We start from the raw sequence: 14506 nt of genomic DNA on the forward strand, positions 1-14506 counted from the left end.
CAGGATCAGATCTCACTGTTCTACTGGTTGCGTGAGATTGCCGGTGTGATGTTCCTGATCGGTCTGGTGGTCTATATCGCCAGCTTCTTTATCGGTCAGGATGAGCCAGAGGCCGTCGCCTCTGAGTTTAAGTAACATCCTGGGGGCTTAACGCTCCACTCTAAAGGCCGGCTCTTTGAGCCGGCCTTTTTTATGTCCAGGGAGGGACGTATACCGCGAAGCACAGGGATGTGCGGGAGCGGTATATGCCAGGGAGAGACGTATGCCTCGGACGACTCCAGGGATGGAGGAGGTAGAGCGAAGCAGGAGGCCAGAGCCGAAGCACAGGGATGTGCGGGAGCAAATTGCCAAGGGATGGACGTTACTGGTAAAGAACAACAAGTATTGGCATCACCGAACATAACGCGAACAAGAAAAAAATAGCCAGCCTAATTTAATCGAGTGTTTTATTGATCCATGTCAACAACAATATGCAAGGCAAAAAAAGTGGATGGACAAGTCGTTTACAACCTGTTCTAAATACATCCAGATACAGTAAGAGCCAATATAACTTACTGTATTTATGGATTATTTTTCTATGCGGCATTAATATCACATAGTTCAGATAATCATTAATAACTAATTAATTGGTAGTGTGTTCACTGAATGCCCTTGAATAATCATTTGGAAATACCTCTCTTTGACCAAGGTCAAAGATCTTTCCATCTGTTTATTGGATCTTAGCGACTCGGGAATATATACACCGTCGCGGAGATTGATTCCGTGTTCACTCATATCAATAGCTATTGATGGGGAATTACTAGATGAAAAAAACCAACTTCAGTCTTTCTGCTATCGGAATGGCCGTCGGCCTCGCAGCATCAGGCGTAGCAGTAAACGTCAGCGCCGCAGAACCTACCCTCTCTGAAGCAGACTTTGAGAGCGCCAAGAACACCTACTTCCAACGTTGCGCTGGCTGTCACGGCACACTGCGTAAAGGTGCGACGGGTAAAAACCTAGAGCCAAAGAATACCGCAAAACTAGGCCAGGAACGTCTTGAGAAGATCATCACCTTCGGTACAGAAGGCGGCATGAACAACTTCGACGACATCATGTCCAAAGAAGATATCAAGCGCATGGCAACCTATATCCAGATGGAGCCACCCGTTCCACCTGAGATGAGTCTAGCGCTTATGAAAGAGCGTTGGACGACCTTTGTTGAACCAAAAGACTACCCAACCAAGCCTATGCATGGTCGTAACTGGGAGAACTTCTTCCTGGTAATCGAGCGCGATGTGGGTAAGGTTGCTGTTATTGATGGCGACACCAAGGAAGTGGTAGCCCACATTCCTACCGGTTATGCCGTACACGTACTGAAGGCCGCTGAACATCACAAAACACTGAAAGCCAAAGACGCTGGTCGTTTCTGGTACACCCAGGGTCGTGATGGCAAACTGACCAAGATCGACTTGTGGGCAATGCCTGACAAGATGAAGGTTGCTGAAGTACAGATCGCCTATGATGCACGTGACGTTGCCGTATCCGGTGATGGCAAGTACGTTGTTGGCGGCGGCTACTGGCCACCACATTTCGTTATTGCAGACGCTGAGACCATGGAGCCGCTGAAAGTGGTTTCTGCTCGCGGCGTGAATGTTGATGGTGATTACGTTAACGAGTCTCGTGTTGCGGCTATTTACGACACACCTAACCACCCCAGCTGGCTGGTCTCCATGAAGGAACTGGGTCAGATGTGGCAGGTTGACTACAGCGACATCGCTAACCTGAAAATCACCAAAATGGATACCGCCAAGTTCCTGCATGACGGTTTCTTTGATCCCACAGGTCGTTACTTCCAGATTGCTGCAAACGCCTCTAACAAGATGGTTGTAGTTGACACCGACACCCAGAAACTGGAAGCACTGATCGATACCGACAAGCTCCCACATCCTGGTCCAGGTGCTAACTGGATTGATCCCAAGTGTGGTCCTGTTGGCGGCACCACCCATCTGGGCGTAGGCAAAGTCACCGTTTGGGGCAATGACCCAATCGGTCACAAAGATCAAGCCTGGAAGATCTGCTACGAAGTAGAGACCGACGGTGCGGGCGTATTCATTCGCACACATCCAAAGAGCGACTACTTCTGGGCTGATCAGACCAAGCACCCAGAACCCGAAGTTCAGCAGTCTATTCAGGTCATCTCCAAGGAGACCCGTGAGATTGTCAAGACCATCCGTCTGACTGACAAGAAAGGCTATGCAGCTGTTCACATGGAGTTCAATGCAGATGGTACTGAAGTCTGGGCTTCTGTCTGGAACCGTGCTGACAGCTTGAAGGCTAATGGTGAGATCATTATCTTCGATGCCAAAACACTCGAAGAGAAAGGTCGCGTCAAAGGTCTCTTTGGACCTACCGGTAAGTTCAACGTCCACAACCGCATCAATCACGTAACCTGATTGCGGATGTAGATATGAGCTAGACCAAAAGCGGGTATGGAGTATTTCCATGCCCGCTTTTTTTAATAAGTTTTCTATTTTCTCATTTGTACCTAAGGAAATTAAAAGATGGCGGTTCAGGAATCAAAAAAACCGGGCTTGATGTCTCGCCGGCTTATCCTTGGCACTACGATAGCGGGTGCTCTACTGTTTTTTATTGGTGGCATTATATTCTGGGGTGGTTTTAACACCGCCATGGAAGCCACTAACAACCTCAATTTCTGTATCAGCTGTCATGAAATGGAGGAGAATGTGTATGAGGAGTATAAACCGACCATCCACTACTCCAACAGGACTGGTGTACGCGCTACCTGCCCGGACTGTCACGTACCTGACCCCTGGGTACATAAGATGGTGCGTAAGATCCAGGCCAGCAACGAGATCTTCCACAAGATCATGGGTACGGTAGATACCCCAGAAAAATTCGATGAACATCGCCTGACCATGGCCAAGCGAGTCTGGAATACGATGAAGAGCACAGACTCCAGAGAGTGCCGAAACTGCCATAATTTCGAATCCATGAATCCTGAATTCCAGCGTCCACGTGCCCGCAAACAGCATATGAACGCCTTTGAGACAGGCCAAACCTGTATCGATTGTCATAAGGGTATCGCACATAAAGATGTCCGCGGCCACCTGAGTGACGAAGAACTAGAAAAGCTTGAGGCCCCTGACCCCAGCTTTATCCGCCCAGTACCTGAAATGTTCAAGGTAGGACTGGAACGGGTAGAGGCCAAGGAAGCCGCCGCAGCTGAAGAAGAGAAGGCGGCTAAAGAGAAAGAGCGGGAAGCTAAGATTGCCGCCAAACAGGCAGAACAAGCCCGTATTGATGCGGCCGTTGCTGCCGCCCTAGCCGGCAAGAGTGCGGCCACCACGGGTAAATCTGGTGCCCCGCTTGCTGCAGCAGGGATGGGCATCGACTGGAGCGACGTTCCCAGTCGTAAGATCACTCTGTTTTATCCCGGAGAGACCTCCATGGAGTGGGTCATGACCGGTAAGGATCATGGCGGTGCGCGCCCCTTCATCAATGGCGGTGATCGTTGTATCACCTGTCATGACAAAGAGACCGCTGATATGGGCCAAAAGATGGTCTCTGGTGACAAGGCAGAGTCCACACCCATTCCTGGAAAACGTGGCAGCATCCCTGTGAATGTCCAAGCTGCGCACAACGGGGACAACCTCTTCCTGCGCTTTGAGTGGGAAGATGGTGAACACACCCCCGCACCCTTTGTGGATGGTGGCAAGATGGACCCCGCCAATCCCATGAAACTGGCCATCATGCTGGGAACGGATGACGTTGAGTTCGCTGATCGTGCAGGCTGTTGGCAGACTTGCCACCATGATGCCCGCTCCATGCCCGACACCCCTGCCGCCGATGCAGTAGCAGGCAGTGAAGCAGCTAAGACGCTGGATCTGAAAAACGGTGTCACCAAATACCTTCAGGAGAGTCGTAGTAAGATTGAAATCAAAGGCAAACGCGGTAAGAAACGCGGCGGCTGGGATCAACTTAAGAGTGGCGATGAGGTTGCTGCTGCACTTAAAGCCAACCAGTTCATGGATGTCCTGCGCTACAAATCTGGCAAGGGTGAAACCGAAGATGGTTATATCCTGGACCAGCGTTATATGCAGGGCGGGCAGGGCTTTGAGGTGAACGCACGCAAAGAAGGTGGTAACTGGGTTGTTGAGATGAAGCGAAAGCTAAAGTCTGATAAACCGGGCGACACCATCATTGAAGCCGGTAAACTCTATAACTTCGGCTTCGCCATTCATGATGATTACACGGATGCACGCTTCCACCATGTCAGCCTGGGTTACAAGCTCGGCCTGGATAGTGATACGGCGGAAGTGAATGCCGTTAAGCGTGAAGCCAAAGCCACTGCCGCTTCTGTAGCCAATGCTGCGCCCAAGGCAGCGGCTGCCGCAGGCGGTGCCATCAAGGCCGATTGGAGCAAGGCCGGAAGCCGAGAAATCACCCTTTTCTATCCAGGCGAAACCTCCATGGAGTGGGTCATGACCGGAAAAGATCACGGTGGCGCCCGTCCGTTACTGAATGGCGGCGACCGCTGTGTCACCTGTCATGACAAAGAGACGGCCGATATGGGCAAGAAGATGGTCTCGGGCGACAAGGCAGAGTCCACTCCCATCCCTGGTAAACGGGCCAGTATCCCCGTCAATGTAGAATCAACCCATGATGGAGAAAATCTCTTCCTGCGCTTCAGTTGGCCCACAGGCGACCATGCGCCAGTGCCATTTGTTGACGGTGGCAAGATGGATCCAGAGAACCCCATGAAACTGGCCCTGATGCTGTCAACCGACGATGTCGAATTTGCCGATCGTGCCGGTTGCTGGCAGACCTGTCATCATGATGCCAACACCATGCCGGATACACCTGATGCAGCGACGGCGACTGGCAGTGATGCGGCAAAAATGCTCGAACTGAAATCAGGCGTGACCAAATACCTGAAAGAGAGCCGCAGCAAAGTTGAGATCAAAGGTAAACGCGGCAAAAAGCGTGGCGGTTGGGATCAGTTGAAGAGTGCTGACGAAATAGCTGCCGCGCTGAAAGCCAATCAGTTCATGGATCTGCTGCGCGTCAAAGCCGGTAAGGGAGAGACTGAAGACGGTTATATCCTAGATCAGCGCTACATGACCGGTGGCCAAGGCTTTGAGGCCAGCACAACCCAAGAAGGGGGTAACTGGGTTGTCACGCTGAAACGCAAACTGAAATCTGACACGGCGGGTGATATCAGCCTGGATACCGGTAAAGTCTACAACTTTGGCTTCGCTATCCATGATGACTTCAGTAGCGCACGTTTCCATCACGTCAGTCTCGGCTATAAACTGGGATTTGATGCGGATGGTGTAGAGATTAATGCGGTTAAACAGTAACAACTGATTTTAACCATTTAAATAAAATAATACTAAAGGCAGTACCCTTCGACGCGATACTCTTCGGAGTATCGCGTTTTTTATTGTTTTAAAGAAACATATCCACAGTAATCCCTGATTATATCAATTTTACTTTTCGCGGTATCCTTACCCAATATCTAAGAGTACATACTCTGTCACACCCGACATTTATGATATCTGAAGGAGAGCAGTATGCATTCAGCTATAGACCGTCTGATAAAAAAAGGAACCTATCTTTTATTCGTCTCGCTATTATGGGTATCCCATTCCGTGATCGCCGGAGGCAATCCTGCGAGTGAGGTTGAAATCCTCAAATTTCAATTCATCCCGCAAGAAATCACCATCAAGGCCGGCACCACTGTTCGCTGGACTAACAAAGAGAAGCGCCAGTATCACAGTGTCTGGTTCGAACAGGCGGGTGACCCCGAACCCCAATATTTTTTTCCCGGTGAAACTTTTGAGCGAACTTTCGACCAGCCCGGAGTTTACCCCTATCGCTGTGGCCCTCATCCCAAAATGACCGGCACCGTTGTGGTTGAGTAATCGCCCATTTGAAAGGGATCAGAACTCCCATATGGGTCTGAGTCAAATTTGCTGGAGATTATCGTATGATAATACCTCGTTTCCTTGATCAAATTTGACTCGACCCTTCTCTTTACAGACCACCCAGAATCATGACCAAAAACATCGCCATCACCATAAGTCATTGAATTAACAACTTTTGATATTTGACGGAGGTCAATGCCCATAATTGTTTAATCCTGCTACATTGCCAACCTATACTGCAGGATCGTCCTACAGAGTGGAGTCTACTTTTAATACCTGAGTTGAGACCTTGAGTGTCTGGATGAAAAAGAACATCGCTCTCATTACTGCGCTACTGATTGCAACAGGTATTTGCACAGTAAATGCTGCAGAGATACACCCTCAGCGGCAGGCGGAACTGCTGTACCTACTCAAGCATGACTGTGGCTCCTGCCATGGCATGCGCCTTGAAGGTGGCCTAGGTCCCGCGCTGACGGCAAAGCGTCTGGCTCCTTATGGTATTGAATTTCTCGCTTTGACTATTGTTCAGGGTCGTCCTGGCACACCCATGCCACCCTGGCGTCCGTTTATTACCGATCCCGAGGCCTATTGGCTGGCAGGTCAACTCAAACAGGGTGTTAATCAATGAGATTCCTGCGCTATCTTCTCATGGCCTCCGCGTTCTACTCTGCACAGGCCTCCGCTGAGTGTTTAACCCGGGGAACGGGTGACATGGGCATCATTATTGAGCGCGCTGCCGGCAGCGTCCAGGTGGTGGATCGCAGCACCCATCAGGCACTGTTCAGAGTAGAAGGGCTCGGCGATCTCTCCCACGCATCAGCGGTCTATTCACGGGATGAGCGCTATGCTTATGTCTTTGGACGTGATGGTGGGCTGACCAAAGTTGATATCCTCTGCGGTAAAATTACTCACCGCGTGGTACAGGGTGGTAACAGTATCGGTGGTGCCATCTCCCAGGATGGATCATTGATCGCAGTCTCCAACTATGAACCGGGTGGTGTGAAGATTTTCTCTTCACAAGACCTCACTCTGGTAGCCGACATACCAGCCACCGCTGTCAACAGTGAAAAAAGAGCCAAGACCGTCGGCTTGGTGGATGCCCCCGATCAACGCTTCGTCTTCAGTCTCTACGATACCGGTGAGACCTGGGTGGTCGATATGACCGATCCTGCCAAACCTCAGATACAGAAAAATCTGAATGTCGGAAAGCTGCCTTATGACGGCCTCATTACCCGAGATGGGCGTTATTACATTGCCGGTCTCTTCGGACAGGATGGACTGGCGCTGCTGGATCTCTGGCATCCGGAAAAGGGAACCCGGCTCATTTTGCAAGACTATGGCAAGGGCGAACAGAAACTCCCAGTCTACAAAATGCCTCACCTGGAAGGCTGGGCAATGGCTGGCAATCGCGCCTTCTTGCCCGGTGTCGGACATCATCAGGTATTGGTTGTCGAACGGGGTGACTGGAACCCGGTTGGTAAGATCTCGGTTCATGGACAACCCGTATTCGTCATGGCCCGTCCTGACGGCCGCCAGATCTGGGTAAATTTTGCCTTCCCTGACAACGACACTATTCAAGTGATCGACACAGAGAGCTTGAAAGTGATCAAGACGCTGAAACCAGGCAAAGGCGCCCTGCATATGGAATTCGCCCCTCGCGGCGAGGAGGTCTGGATCTCTATTCGAGACAAGGATGAAATCCAAGTGTACGATACCCGAAGTCTGGAGTTGATACATAGCCTACCGGTAGACAAGCCAAGCGGTATCTTTTTTACCTCGCGTGCGCATACCACAGGACTCTAATATGGCTACCCCAGCAATCATTATAGAACAGGCCCTCAAAGAGACCCCGCAGCCGCATCGCACAAGGGAAAAAATCACATTGAATGACCTGGAAAAAAGATTACTGAACGAATACCAGAAAGGCTTACCGCTAACCCCGACACCGTTTGCAGACATAGCGGCAAAACTGGGCACCAGCGAAGCATTGGTGCTGAAGATCATCGACCGGCTTCAAGCGTTAGGTGTAATCAGCCGGGTTGGCCCCGTGTTTAAACCCAAGCGGGTGGGCGCCAGCACTTTGGCTGCCATGGCTATCCCCGAGGAGAAGTTAGAAAAGGTGGCTGGCATGATCAGCGCCTATGCAGAAGTGAATCATAACTACGAGCGTGAAGACAATTACAATCTCTGGTTTGTAGTTACTGCACCCAACCAACAGCGGCTGGATGCAGTTCTAGAGGAGATGGAGCAGCAGACCGGCTACAAAATTCTCTACTTGCCCTTGGAAAAACAGTTTCATATTGATCTGGGATTTCCACTATGGTGCTGAGTGATCAAGACTATCGACTGATTGCAGAAATTCAGGGTGGCCTTCCACTAACCAGTCACCCTTATGCTGAGATCGGCAGACGCATTGGCCTTGATGAAAAGAGTGTCATCGAACGCATTGATGCCATGCAATCAAGTGGCGTCATCAAACGACTAGGGATCGTCGTTCGTCACCATGAACTCGGTTACACCGCCAATGCCATGGTGGTATGGGATGTTCCCGATCACCGGATCGATGAAGTAGGTGAAAAACTCGGCGCCCTTGACTGCATAACGCTCTGTTATCAACGCCCGAGAAGGCTTCCTGACTGGCCCTACAACCTATTCTGTATGATTCATGGCCAAGAACGTGAAAAGGTGCTTGCTTACATCGATAAGCTGGTAAACAGTGAGGGTCTGGATGACATACCTCACAAAGTACTTTTCAGCGGCCGGCGCTTTAAACAGCGCGGAGCGCGGTATCAATGAGTTTGGATCTGGATGAGATAGACCGCGCGATCTTGAACAACTACCAAGGTGGTTTCCCGATTTGCGAACGCCCCTATCTCGCGGTCGCAGAGAAACTCGGTATCAGCGAATCAGAATTGATCGAACGTCTGCAAAGCATGTTGGAGAAAAAGCAGCTCTCCCGCTTCGGTCCCATGTATCACGCCGAGCGACTGGGCGGCGGACTCAGCCTCTGTGCCATGCATATCCCTGAAGCCGAGTATGAACGGGTCAACGAGCAGGTAAACGCGTTCCCGGAAGTCGCCCATAATTACGCCAGAGATCACACCTTTAACATGTGGTTTGTTTTAGCAACAGAAACACCCGAGCGGATTTCGACGGTCTTGAAAGAGATTGAACAGACTACTGGATTCAAGGTCTACAATATGCCGAAGAAAAAGGAGTTTTTCATAGGTCTGAAATTTGAAGTCTGATTAATGACTATTTTCCTATAATTGTATTTCAAGCCATGACTGAAACAGACGACATCATCCTGGATGAACTGGATCGCAAGATCATCGTAGCAACACAATCCGGTCTTCCGTTGGTCTCAGAGCCCTATGCCGTTATCGCCTCCCAGGTCAACAGCAGCACCGACGAGGTAATGAGAAGAACTGAGCGCATGCTCGCAGCAGGAATCATCCGGCGCATCGGTGCCGTACCTAACCATTACACCCTCGGATTCAAAGGCAACGGTATGACAGTCTGGGATATCCCGGATGAAAAAGTTACCGAGTGCGGCGAAAAGATCGGCGCACTGGATTTTGTCAGCCATGCTTATGAAAGACCAAGGCACCAACCGCAGTGGAACTACAATCTGTTTGCAATGGTTCACGGTAAAGATCGTGAAGAAGTAGAACAAAAGGTGCAACTGATCGCCGACATGCTCGGCGAAGACAATCGCGGGCATGAAATTCTCTATAGCTCCCGCATACTCAAGAAGACGGGGCTGCGCCTCGCTTCAACCAAATAGGTTTCAGATACTCATGTTTCGCATATCTCAATTCATGCAAGAGGTTCTTGATCCCAAACCATTGGGGCCAAAACGCAATCCCCCTGGCCCAGTAGTGATCTGGAACCTTATCCGCCGCTGCAACCTCACCTGCAAACACTGCTACGCTATCTCGGCAGACAAAGACTTTCCCAATGAGCTGAATACCCAACAGGTATTCGGGGTGATGGATGATTTGAAACAGTTTCGGGTACCCGTGCTGATACTCTCAGGCGGGGAACCCCTGATGCGGCCCGACATCTTTGAGATTGCCCATCGCGCCAAGGACATGGGCTTCTATACGGCACTCTCAACCAACGGAACCCTGATTAACGAATCCAACATTGACGAGATTGCTGATGTCGGTTTTGATTATCTCGGCATCAGTATCGACGGCATCGAAGCGACCCATGATAAGTTCCGCCGTAAAGAGGGTTCTTATAAGGCATCGATGCACGGTCTGAGGCTTTGCCGGGATAAAAACATCAAGGTGGGCCTGCGCTTTACCATGACGCAGGATAACGCTGAAGAACTGCCACAACTACTGGACCTGATGGATCAGGAACGCATCGATAAATTCTACTTTTCCCACTTGAATTATGCCGGCCGAGGTAACAAGAACCGTAAAACCGATGTCTTTTTGCAGACCACCCGCTGGGCAATGGAGCTGCTCTTTGAGCGCGCGCTCGCCGATGTAAAAGCAGGACGTCACACCGAATTCGTGACAGGTAACAATGACGCTGATGGTGTATTCCTACTGCACTGGGTTGAGAAACACTTCCCTGAACAAGCCGAACATATCCGGGCAAAGCTGAGTCAGTGGGGGGGGAACAGTTCAGGGGTCAATATCTCTAATATCGATAATCAGGGCAATGTCCATCCTGACACGATGTGGTGGCACTACAATCTCGGCAATGTCAAAGAGCGCCCCTTTTCCGAAATCTGGCAAGACACCTCAGACCCGATCATGGCCGGACTTAAAGCCTCTCCACGCCAGGTTGGCGGACGCTGTGGTGAGTGCGCCTACTTTGACATCTGTGGAGGTAACACCCGGGTGCGGGCACTGCAACTCACCAACGATGCCTGGGCGGAAGATCCTGCCTGCTATCTTAGTGACGAAGAGATTGGACTCGTTCACCCGATTGCTGCTGAACAATGAAACAAATACTCACCTCCTTGTTATTGCTCTGTGCCAGCAGCGCCACGGTTATCGCAGAACCTACGCAGACCGAAGAACTCTACAAACAACATTGCGCTGAGTGCCATGGTGTTGATCGATTAGGCTTAATGGGCCCCGCCCTGCTGCCGCAAAACCTGAAGCGACTACGTCAGCAAAGTGCCTTTTCTGTGATACAGAATGGACGCGCGGCCACCCAGATGCCTGCATTCAAAGATAAGCTAATGCCAGACCAGATACAGGGGCTGGTGGATCTGGTCTATACCCCGCTCAAAGAGATCCCCGCTTGGGGCATGAAAGAGATAAAGGCCAGCCAGCTGGTCTATCATGCGCCTGGCACACTGCCTGATAAACCGGTCTTCGATGCCGAGATTGACAATCTATTCATGGTGGTTGAACTGGGTGATCATCATGCCACCCTGCTTAATGGTGACACCTTCGAACCGATACATCGCCTGCCGACTCGCTTTGCCTTGCACGGCGGCCCCAAATGGGCCGAGGGCGGACGCTATATCTATTTTGCCTCACGGGATGGATGGATCAGCAAGTTCGATGCATTCAATCTAAAGTATGTGGCAGAGGTTAGAGCTGGGATCAATACCCGTAATCTTGCCGTTTCCCACGATGGCCGCTATGTCATTGCCGCCAATTACCTGCCACACACGCTAACGGTATTGGACGCACGCGATCTGAGTCCGCTCAAAGTGATCGAGGCGAAAGACGAAAACGGCAACAGTTCACGTGTCAGTGCCGTGTATACGGCAGACCCACGAAACAGCTTCGTTGCGGCCATGAAAGATATTCCCGAAGTGTGGGAGATCAGTTATCTCGATGAACCCCCAGCCGGTTTTTCTGGCTGGGTACATGACTATAACAAGGTGTCTGGCGATGCCCACAAAGAGGAACCCTTCGCTGTCCGCCGCATACAGATCAAGGATTACCTGGATGACTTCTTCATGACCCAGGAGTATGACCGCATTATCGGCACAACTCGCAACGGTCAAGGCCAGGTTGTCGATCTGGATCTGAGGCGTTCCGTGGCCAATGTTACCCTACCGGGCATGCCCCATCTCAGCTCGGGCATTACCTGGAACTATCAGGGAAAAACAGTGCTTGCCACGCCCAATATTAAAGAGGGACAAGTGACAATCATCAACACTAAAACCTGGGAGATCATCAAACAGATCAAAACAGAAGGCCCGGGGTTCTTCATGCGCAGTCATGAAAAGAGTCCCTACGCCTGGGTGGATGTATTCTTTGGTCCCAACAAAGACCTGATGCACGTCATAGACAAACAGACCTTAGAGATCGTCAAGACACTGAAGCCAGCACCTGGCAAAACATCTGCCCACGTTGAATTTACCCAAGATGGCAAGTATGCGCTGGTCAGTATCTGGGATGATGATGGGGCCTTGGTTGTTTATGATGCCAATACCTTTGAAGAGGTGAAACGGCTGCCGATGAAAAAGCCATCAGGCAAGTACAATGTCCACAACAAGCTGACCCGTTCCGCGGGGACCAGCCACTGATTCATTGGCAATACGTGCGCTATGAGCGAATCACAAGTCAACTGTCTTTATTGCGGAAAGAAGATAGCCAGCGACACAGCAGAGTGTCCGCATTGCGGTGCCGTATCGCATTTTCAAGCACGAGGGTATCGCTCTGGTGCCAGGCTCAAGTTTATAATTTTCTGTATTGGAGTAGCCGTGTTTAGTCTTTTCTTTGCTTTCTGGTTACCCCGTTGATCACGCTGACAGAAGTGACTGATAAAATGCAGTGGGCGAAATTTTTGCTAAAAAGATCATCAATCTCAACTTCCAAACCTACTACTCTCAACATTGACTGAAGAAGATAGTCCATGCCTTTTCAAACGAAATTCTATTGCCATCAACTGCTCATCATCCTGCTCCTGTCAATCGGGCCTGCCACGGGAGGGGAAAACAACCACTTTAAACTGATTGCGGTTGAGGACGGCGATACCATTAAGGTTCAGGTAGGTACAGAGGAAAAACGTCTGCAGCTTTCGGGCATTGACGCGCCAGAGGATGTCGTCAATCCGAAACTCAGCAAAGATATCGCCCGTACCGGCCTGTCAAATGAGGCCCTTCTTGAGCTGGGAAAGGCTGCGACAGAGCATTTGATGCAATTAATCTCACCCGGAGAGAACCTACGAATAGAGGGTGACCTTAATAGTAGTGACAAATATGGCCGGATTCCTATCCAGGTCTACAAAGAGAGCGACCCCTCGCTCAATGAGCAGATGGTTACAGACGGGTATGCCGTTGTTCTAGGTAGGGCCGTACTACCGGAGGCCGTTAAGTCACAACTCGTTAAAAGCCAGCAGCAAGCACAGGCCGAGCAAAAGGGACTCTGGGGAACGCACCCTGCCCATACCCTGCTCTGGAGCGGGCAAGCACCTGCCCACTAGTCAATATTTCATCTTACTTTCAGTTGTTCGCGCATATCATAGAGTGACCGATGAACAGCATGACAGCGGGCACAGGCATAGACCGCCGCACTGCCGAGTGATCGCCCAACCAGCTTGTGGTCCCCCTGATGCAATCCCTTCTCCAGATCAGCCAAGGCCTCCTGCGTTAATTTTCCCAGATAGCGCTCCTTGGGTGGTGCATCCTTGTGACAAGTGGCACAAACACCGCCCAAATCATCAAGCCCCTCATTCAACAGGGCCAATGCGTTCAAGGCCTGGGCATTATGGGCATCATCAGAGGCTATCTTTATCCGATTGATCAGTGTCGAAAGCTCCTGCATCAACTCCTGAGAAGTCTGGGTTTCACCACTTTTGCGTTTTACCTTAATGCCACTAAAATCAGGAGCCCGATAAATCAGCGCCACCGTGGCTCGATACTCTCTATGACAAGCACTACAGCCCTGGCCAATCTTTTTCAGAGCAGCCGCCACCTGCAGACCATCACCCTGCTGTACGCCAACCTGAAGCCGATCAAGCCATTCGTAGTCAAGCTCATCTTTCCATTCGGGAACCATATCCGCGATCGAACGATAGTGTTTGGCAAAACGTTCGGCCCACTTTTCCATAAGCGGTTGATCGCCTGATGCAGCGTATTCTGTCACCGCCTGCATTTCCCGACGTAGGTTGAACATAGTATGCAGCCATACCTGACGATCATTCTGCGGCTTATACCACTTAGCCAGACTTTCCGGTGGTAATGCTACCCACTTCTCTGCCGCACTGGCCATACCGGTAAAAAGCAACCACCCAAAAACAAAATAGAATCCCACTTTTCTCAACATACGTATCCCGATTTCGATCAAATCTAGCCTAGGGCTACTATACCCTATTCATTTGCGACAGGATGTTACAGGCGCTCTGAACTCAAACAAGGTCATTTACTTTACAAAAATAGTCGGACATTTGGCCTACTTGATTAAGGTCAATGCCCCAGCATCACGCTTTGTTTTCTAATCTGCCTGCTTATTCGCACCGCATAGGAGTTACCCTAATGGCCCAGGCCTTCACAAAAACTATGGCGCGGAACATCTTTTATGGTGGCACCGCGTTTTTCTTCCTCCTTTTCCTGGCACTGACCTTTGATTCTGTTGGCCAACTTCCCAATCGCG

13 protein-coding genes are annotated in these 14506 nt (G+C 50.6%); 12 read left to right on the forward strand and 1 reads right to left on the reverse strand.

The window, feature by feature from the left end; all coding sequences use genetic code 11:
- Positions 1-803: 803 nt before the first annotated feature.
- The 12 genes from FHP88_RS13815 to FHP88_RS13875 all read left to right on the forward strand — a co-directional run bounded on the left by FHP88_RS13815 (position 804) and on the right by FHP88_RS13875 (position 13337).
- A complete protein-coding gene (locus FHP88_RS13815) occupies positions 804-2432 on the forward strand; it encodes a cytochrome D1 domain-containing protein (RefSeq protein ID WP_144359679.1) in 1629 nt (542 codons plus the stop codon).
- Between the two features lie 108 nt (positions 2433-2540).
- The gene (locus tag FHP88_RS13820) at positions 2541-5360 is read left to right on the forward strand and encodes a NapC/NirT family cytochrome c (RefSeq protein ID WP_144359680.1); all 2820 of its coding nucleotides are present in this window, start codon (positions 2541-2543) and stop codon (positions 5358-5360) included.
- 213 nt (positions 5361-5573) lie between these two features.
- Entirely contained in the window at positions 5574-5924 is a 351-nt protein-coding gene (locus FHP88_RS13825) for a cupredoxin domain-containing protein (protein WP_144359681.1), read from the forward strand.
- A gap of 304 nt (positions 5925-6228) precedes the next feature.
- The gene (locus FHP88_RS13830) at positions 6229-6555 is read left to right on the forward strand and encodes a c-type cytochrome (protein WP_144359682.1); all 327 of its coding nucleotides are present in this window, start codon (positions 6229-6231) and stop codon (positions 6553-6555) included.
- A complete protein-coding gene (locus FHP88_RS13835) occupies positions 6552-7730 on the forward strand; it encodes a cytochrome D1 domain-containing protein (RefSeq protein WP_144359683.1) in 1179 nt (392 codons plus the stop codon). The genes FHP88_RS13830 and FHP88_RS13835 overlap by 4 nt, the downstream gene beginning before the upstream one ends.
- 1 nt (position 7731) lies before the next feature.
- Positions 7732-8256, forward strand: a complete 525-nt coding sequence (locus FHP88_RS13840) for an Lrp/AsnC family transcriptional regulator (RefSeq protein ID WP_186297728.1) — start codon at positions 7732-7734, stop codon at positions 8254-8256.
- Complete coding sequence (locus FHP88_RS13845; protein ID WP_144359684.1) at positions 8247-8723, forward strand: Lrp/AsnC family transcriptional regulator; 477 nt, start codon at positions 8247-8249, stop codon at positions 8721-8723. Before FHP88_RS13840 ends, FHP88_RS13845 begins: the two co-directional genes overlap by 10 nt.
- Positions 8720-9175, forward strand: coding sequence for an Lrp/AsnC family transcriptional regulator (locus FHP88_RS13850; RefSeq protein ID WP_260843315.1), 456 nt, complete (start codon positions 8720-8722; stop codon positions 9173-9175). Before FHP88_RS13845 ends, FHP88_RS13850 begins: the two co-directional genes overlap by 4 nt.
- Positions 9176-9210: 35 nt before the next feature.
- Positions 9211-9714 (forward strand): AsnC family transcriptional regulator, encoded by a 504-nt coding sequence (locus FHP88_RS13855; protein WP_144359685.1) that lies wholly within the window; start codon positions 9211-9213, stop codon positions 9712-9714.
- Positions 9715-9727: 13 nt separating this feature from the next.
- Positions 9728-10891, forward strand: coding sequence for a heme d1 biosynthesis radical SAM protein NirJ (gene nirJ / locus FHP88_RS13860; protein ID WP_144359686.1), 1164 nt, complete (start codon positions 9728-9730; stop codon positions 10889-10891).
- Positions 10888-12438 (forward strand): nitrite reductase, encoded by a 1551-nt coding sequence (locus FHP88_RS13865; RefSeq protein WP_144359687.1) that lies wholly within the window; start codon positions 10888-10890, stop codon positions 12436-12438. Before nirJ ends, FHP88_RS13865 begins: the two co-directional genes overlap by 4 nt.
- Positions 12439-12767: 329 nt before the next feature.
- A complete protein-coding gene (locus tag FHP88_RS13875; RefSeq protein ID WP_144359689.1) occupies positions 12768-13337 on the forward strand; it encodes a thermonuclease family protein in 570 nt (189 codons plus the stop codon).
- Positions 13338-13345: 8 nt separating this feature from the next.
- On the opposite strand, the gene FHP88_RS13880 is transcribed toward FHP88_RS13875, so the two are convergent.
- Complete coding sequence (locus FHP88_RS13880) at positions 13346-14179, reverse strand: cytochrome c (RefSeq protein ID WP_144359690.1); 834 nt, start codon at positions 14177-14179, stop codon at positions 13346-13348.
- Positions 14180-14506 lie beyond the last annotated feature (327 nt).

Origin of the sequence: Sedimenticola selenatireducens, assembly GCF_007625115.1 — a bacterium.
GTDB classification, from domain to species: Bacteria; Pseudomonadota; Gammaproteobacteria; order Chromatiales; family Chromatiaceae; genus Sedimenticola; species Sedimenticola selenatireducens_A.

Coding starts and splice junctions, on each gene's coding strand:
- FHP88_RS13815 (WP_144359679.1), top strand. CDS start 804: ATGAAAAAAACCAACTTCAGTCTTTCTGCTATCGGAATGGCCGTCGGC.
- FHP88_RS13820 (WP_144359680.1), top strand. CDS start 2,541: ATGGCGGTTCAGGAATCAAAAAAACCGGGCTTGATGTCTCGCCGGCTT.
- FHP88_RS13825 (WP_144359681.1), top strand. CDS start 5,574: ATGCATTCAGCTATAGACCGTCTGATAAAAAAAGGAACCTATCTTTTA.
- FHP88_RS13830 (WP_144359682.1), top strand. CDS start 6,229: ATGAAAAAGAACATCGCTCTCATTACTGCGCTACTGATTGCAACAGGT.
- FHP88_RS13835 (WP_144359683.1), top strand. CDS start 6,552: ATGAGATTCCTGCGCTATCTTCTCATGGCCTCCGCGTTCTACTCTGCA.
- FHP88_RS13840 (WP_186297728.1), top strand. CDS start 7,732: ATGGCTACCCCAGCAATCATTATAGAACAGGCCCTCAAAGAGACCCCG.
- FHP88_RS13845 (WP_144359684.1), top strand. CDS start 8,247: ATGGTGCTGAGTGATCAAGACTATCGACTGATTGCAGAAATTCAGGGT.
- FHP88_RS13850 (WP_260843315.1), top strand. CDS start 8,720: ATGAGTTTGGATCTGGATGAGATAGACCGCGCGATCTTGAACAACTAC.
- FHP88_RS13855 (WP_144359685.1), top strand. CDS start 9,211: ATGACTGAAACAGACGACATCATCCTGGATGAACTGGATCGCAAGATC.
- nirJ (WP_144359686.1), top strand. CDS start 9,728: ATGTTTCGCATATCTCAATTCATGCAAGAGGTTCTTGATCCCAAACCA.
- FHP88_RS13865 (WP_144359687.1), top strand. CDS start 10,888: ATGAAACAAATACTCACCTCCTTGTTATTGCTCTGTGCCAGCAGCGCC.
- FHP88_RS13875 (WP_144359689.1), top strand. CDS start 12,768: ATGCCTTTTCAAACGAAATTCTATTGCCATCAACTGCTCATCATCCTG.
- FHP88_RS13880 (WP_144359690.1), bottom strand. CDS start 14,179: ATGTTGAGAAAAGTGGGATTCTATTTTGTTTTTGGGTGGTTGCTTTTT.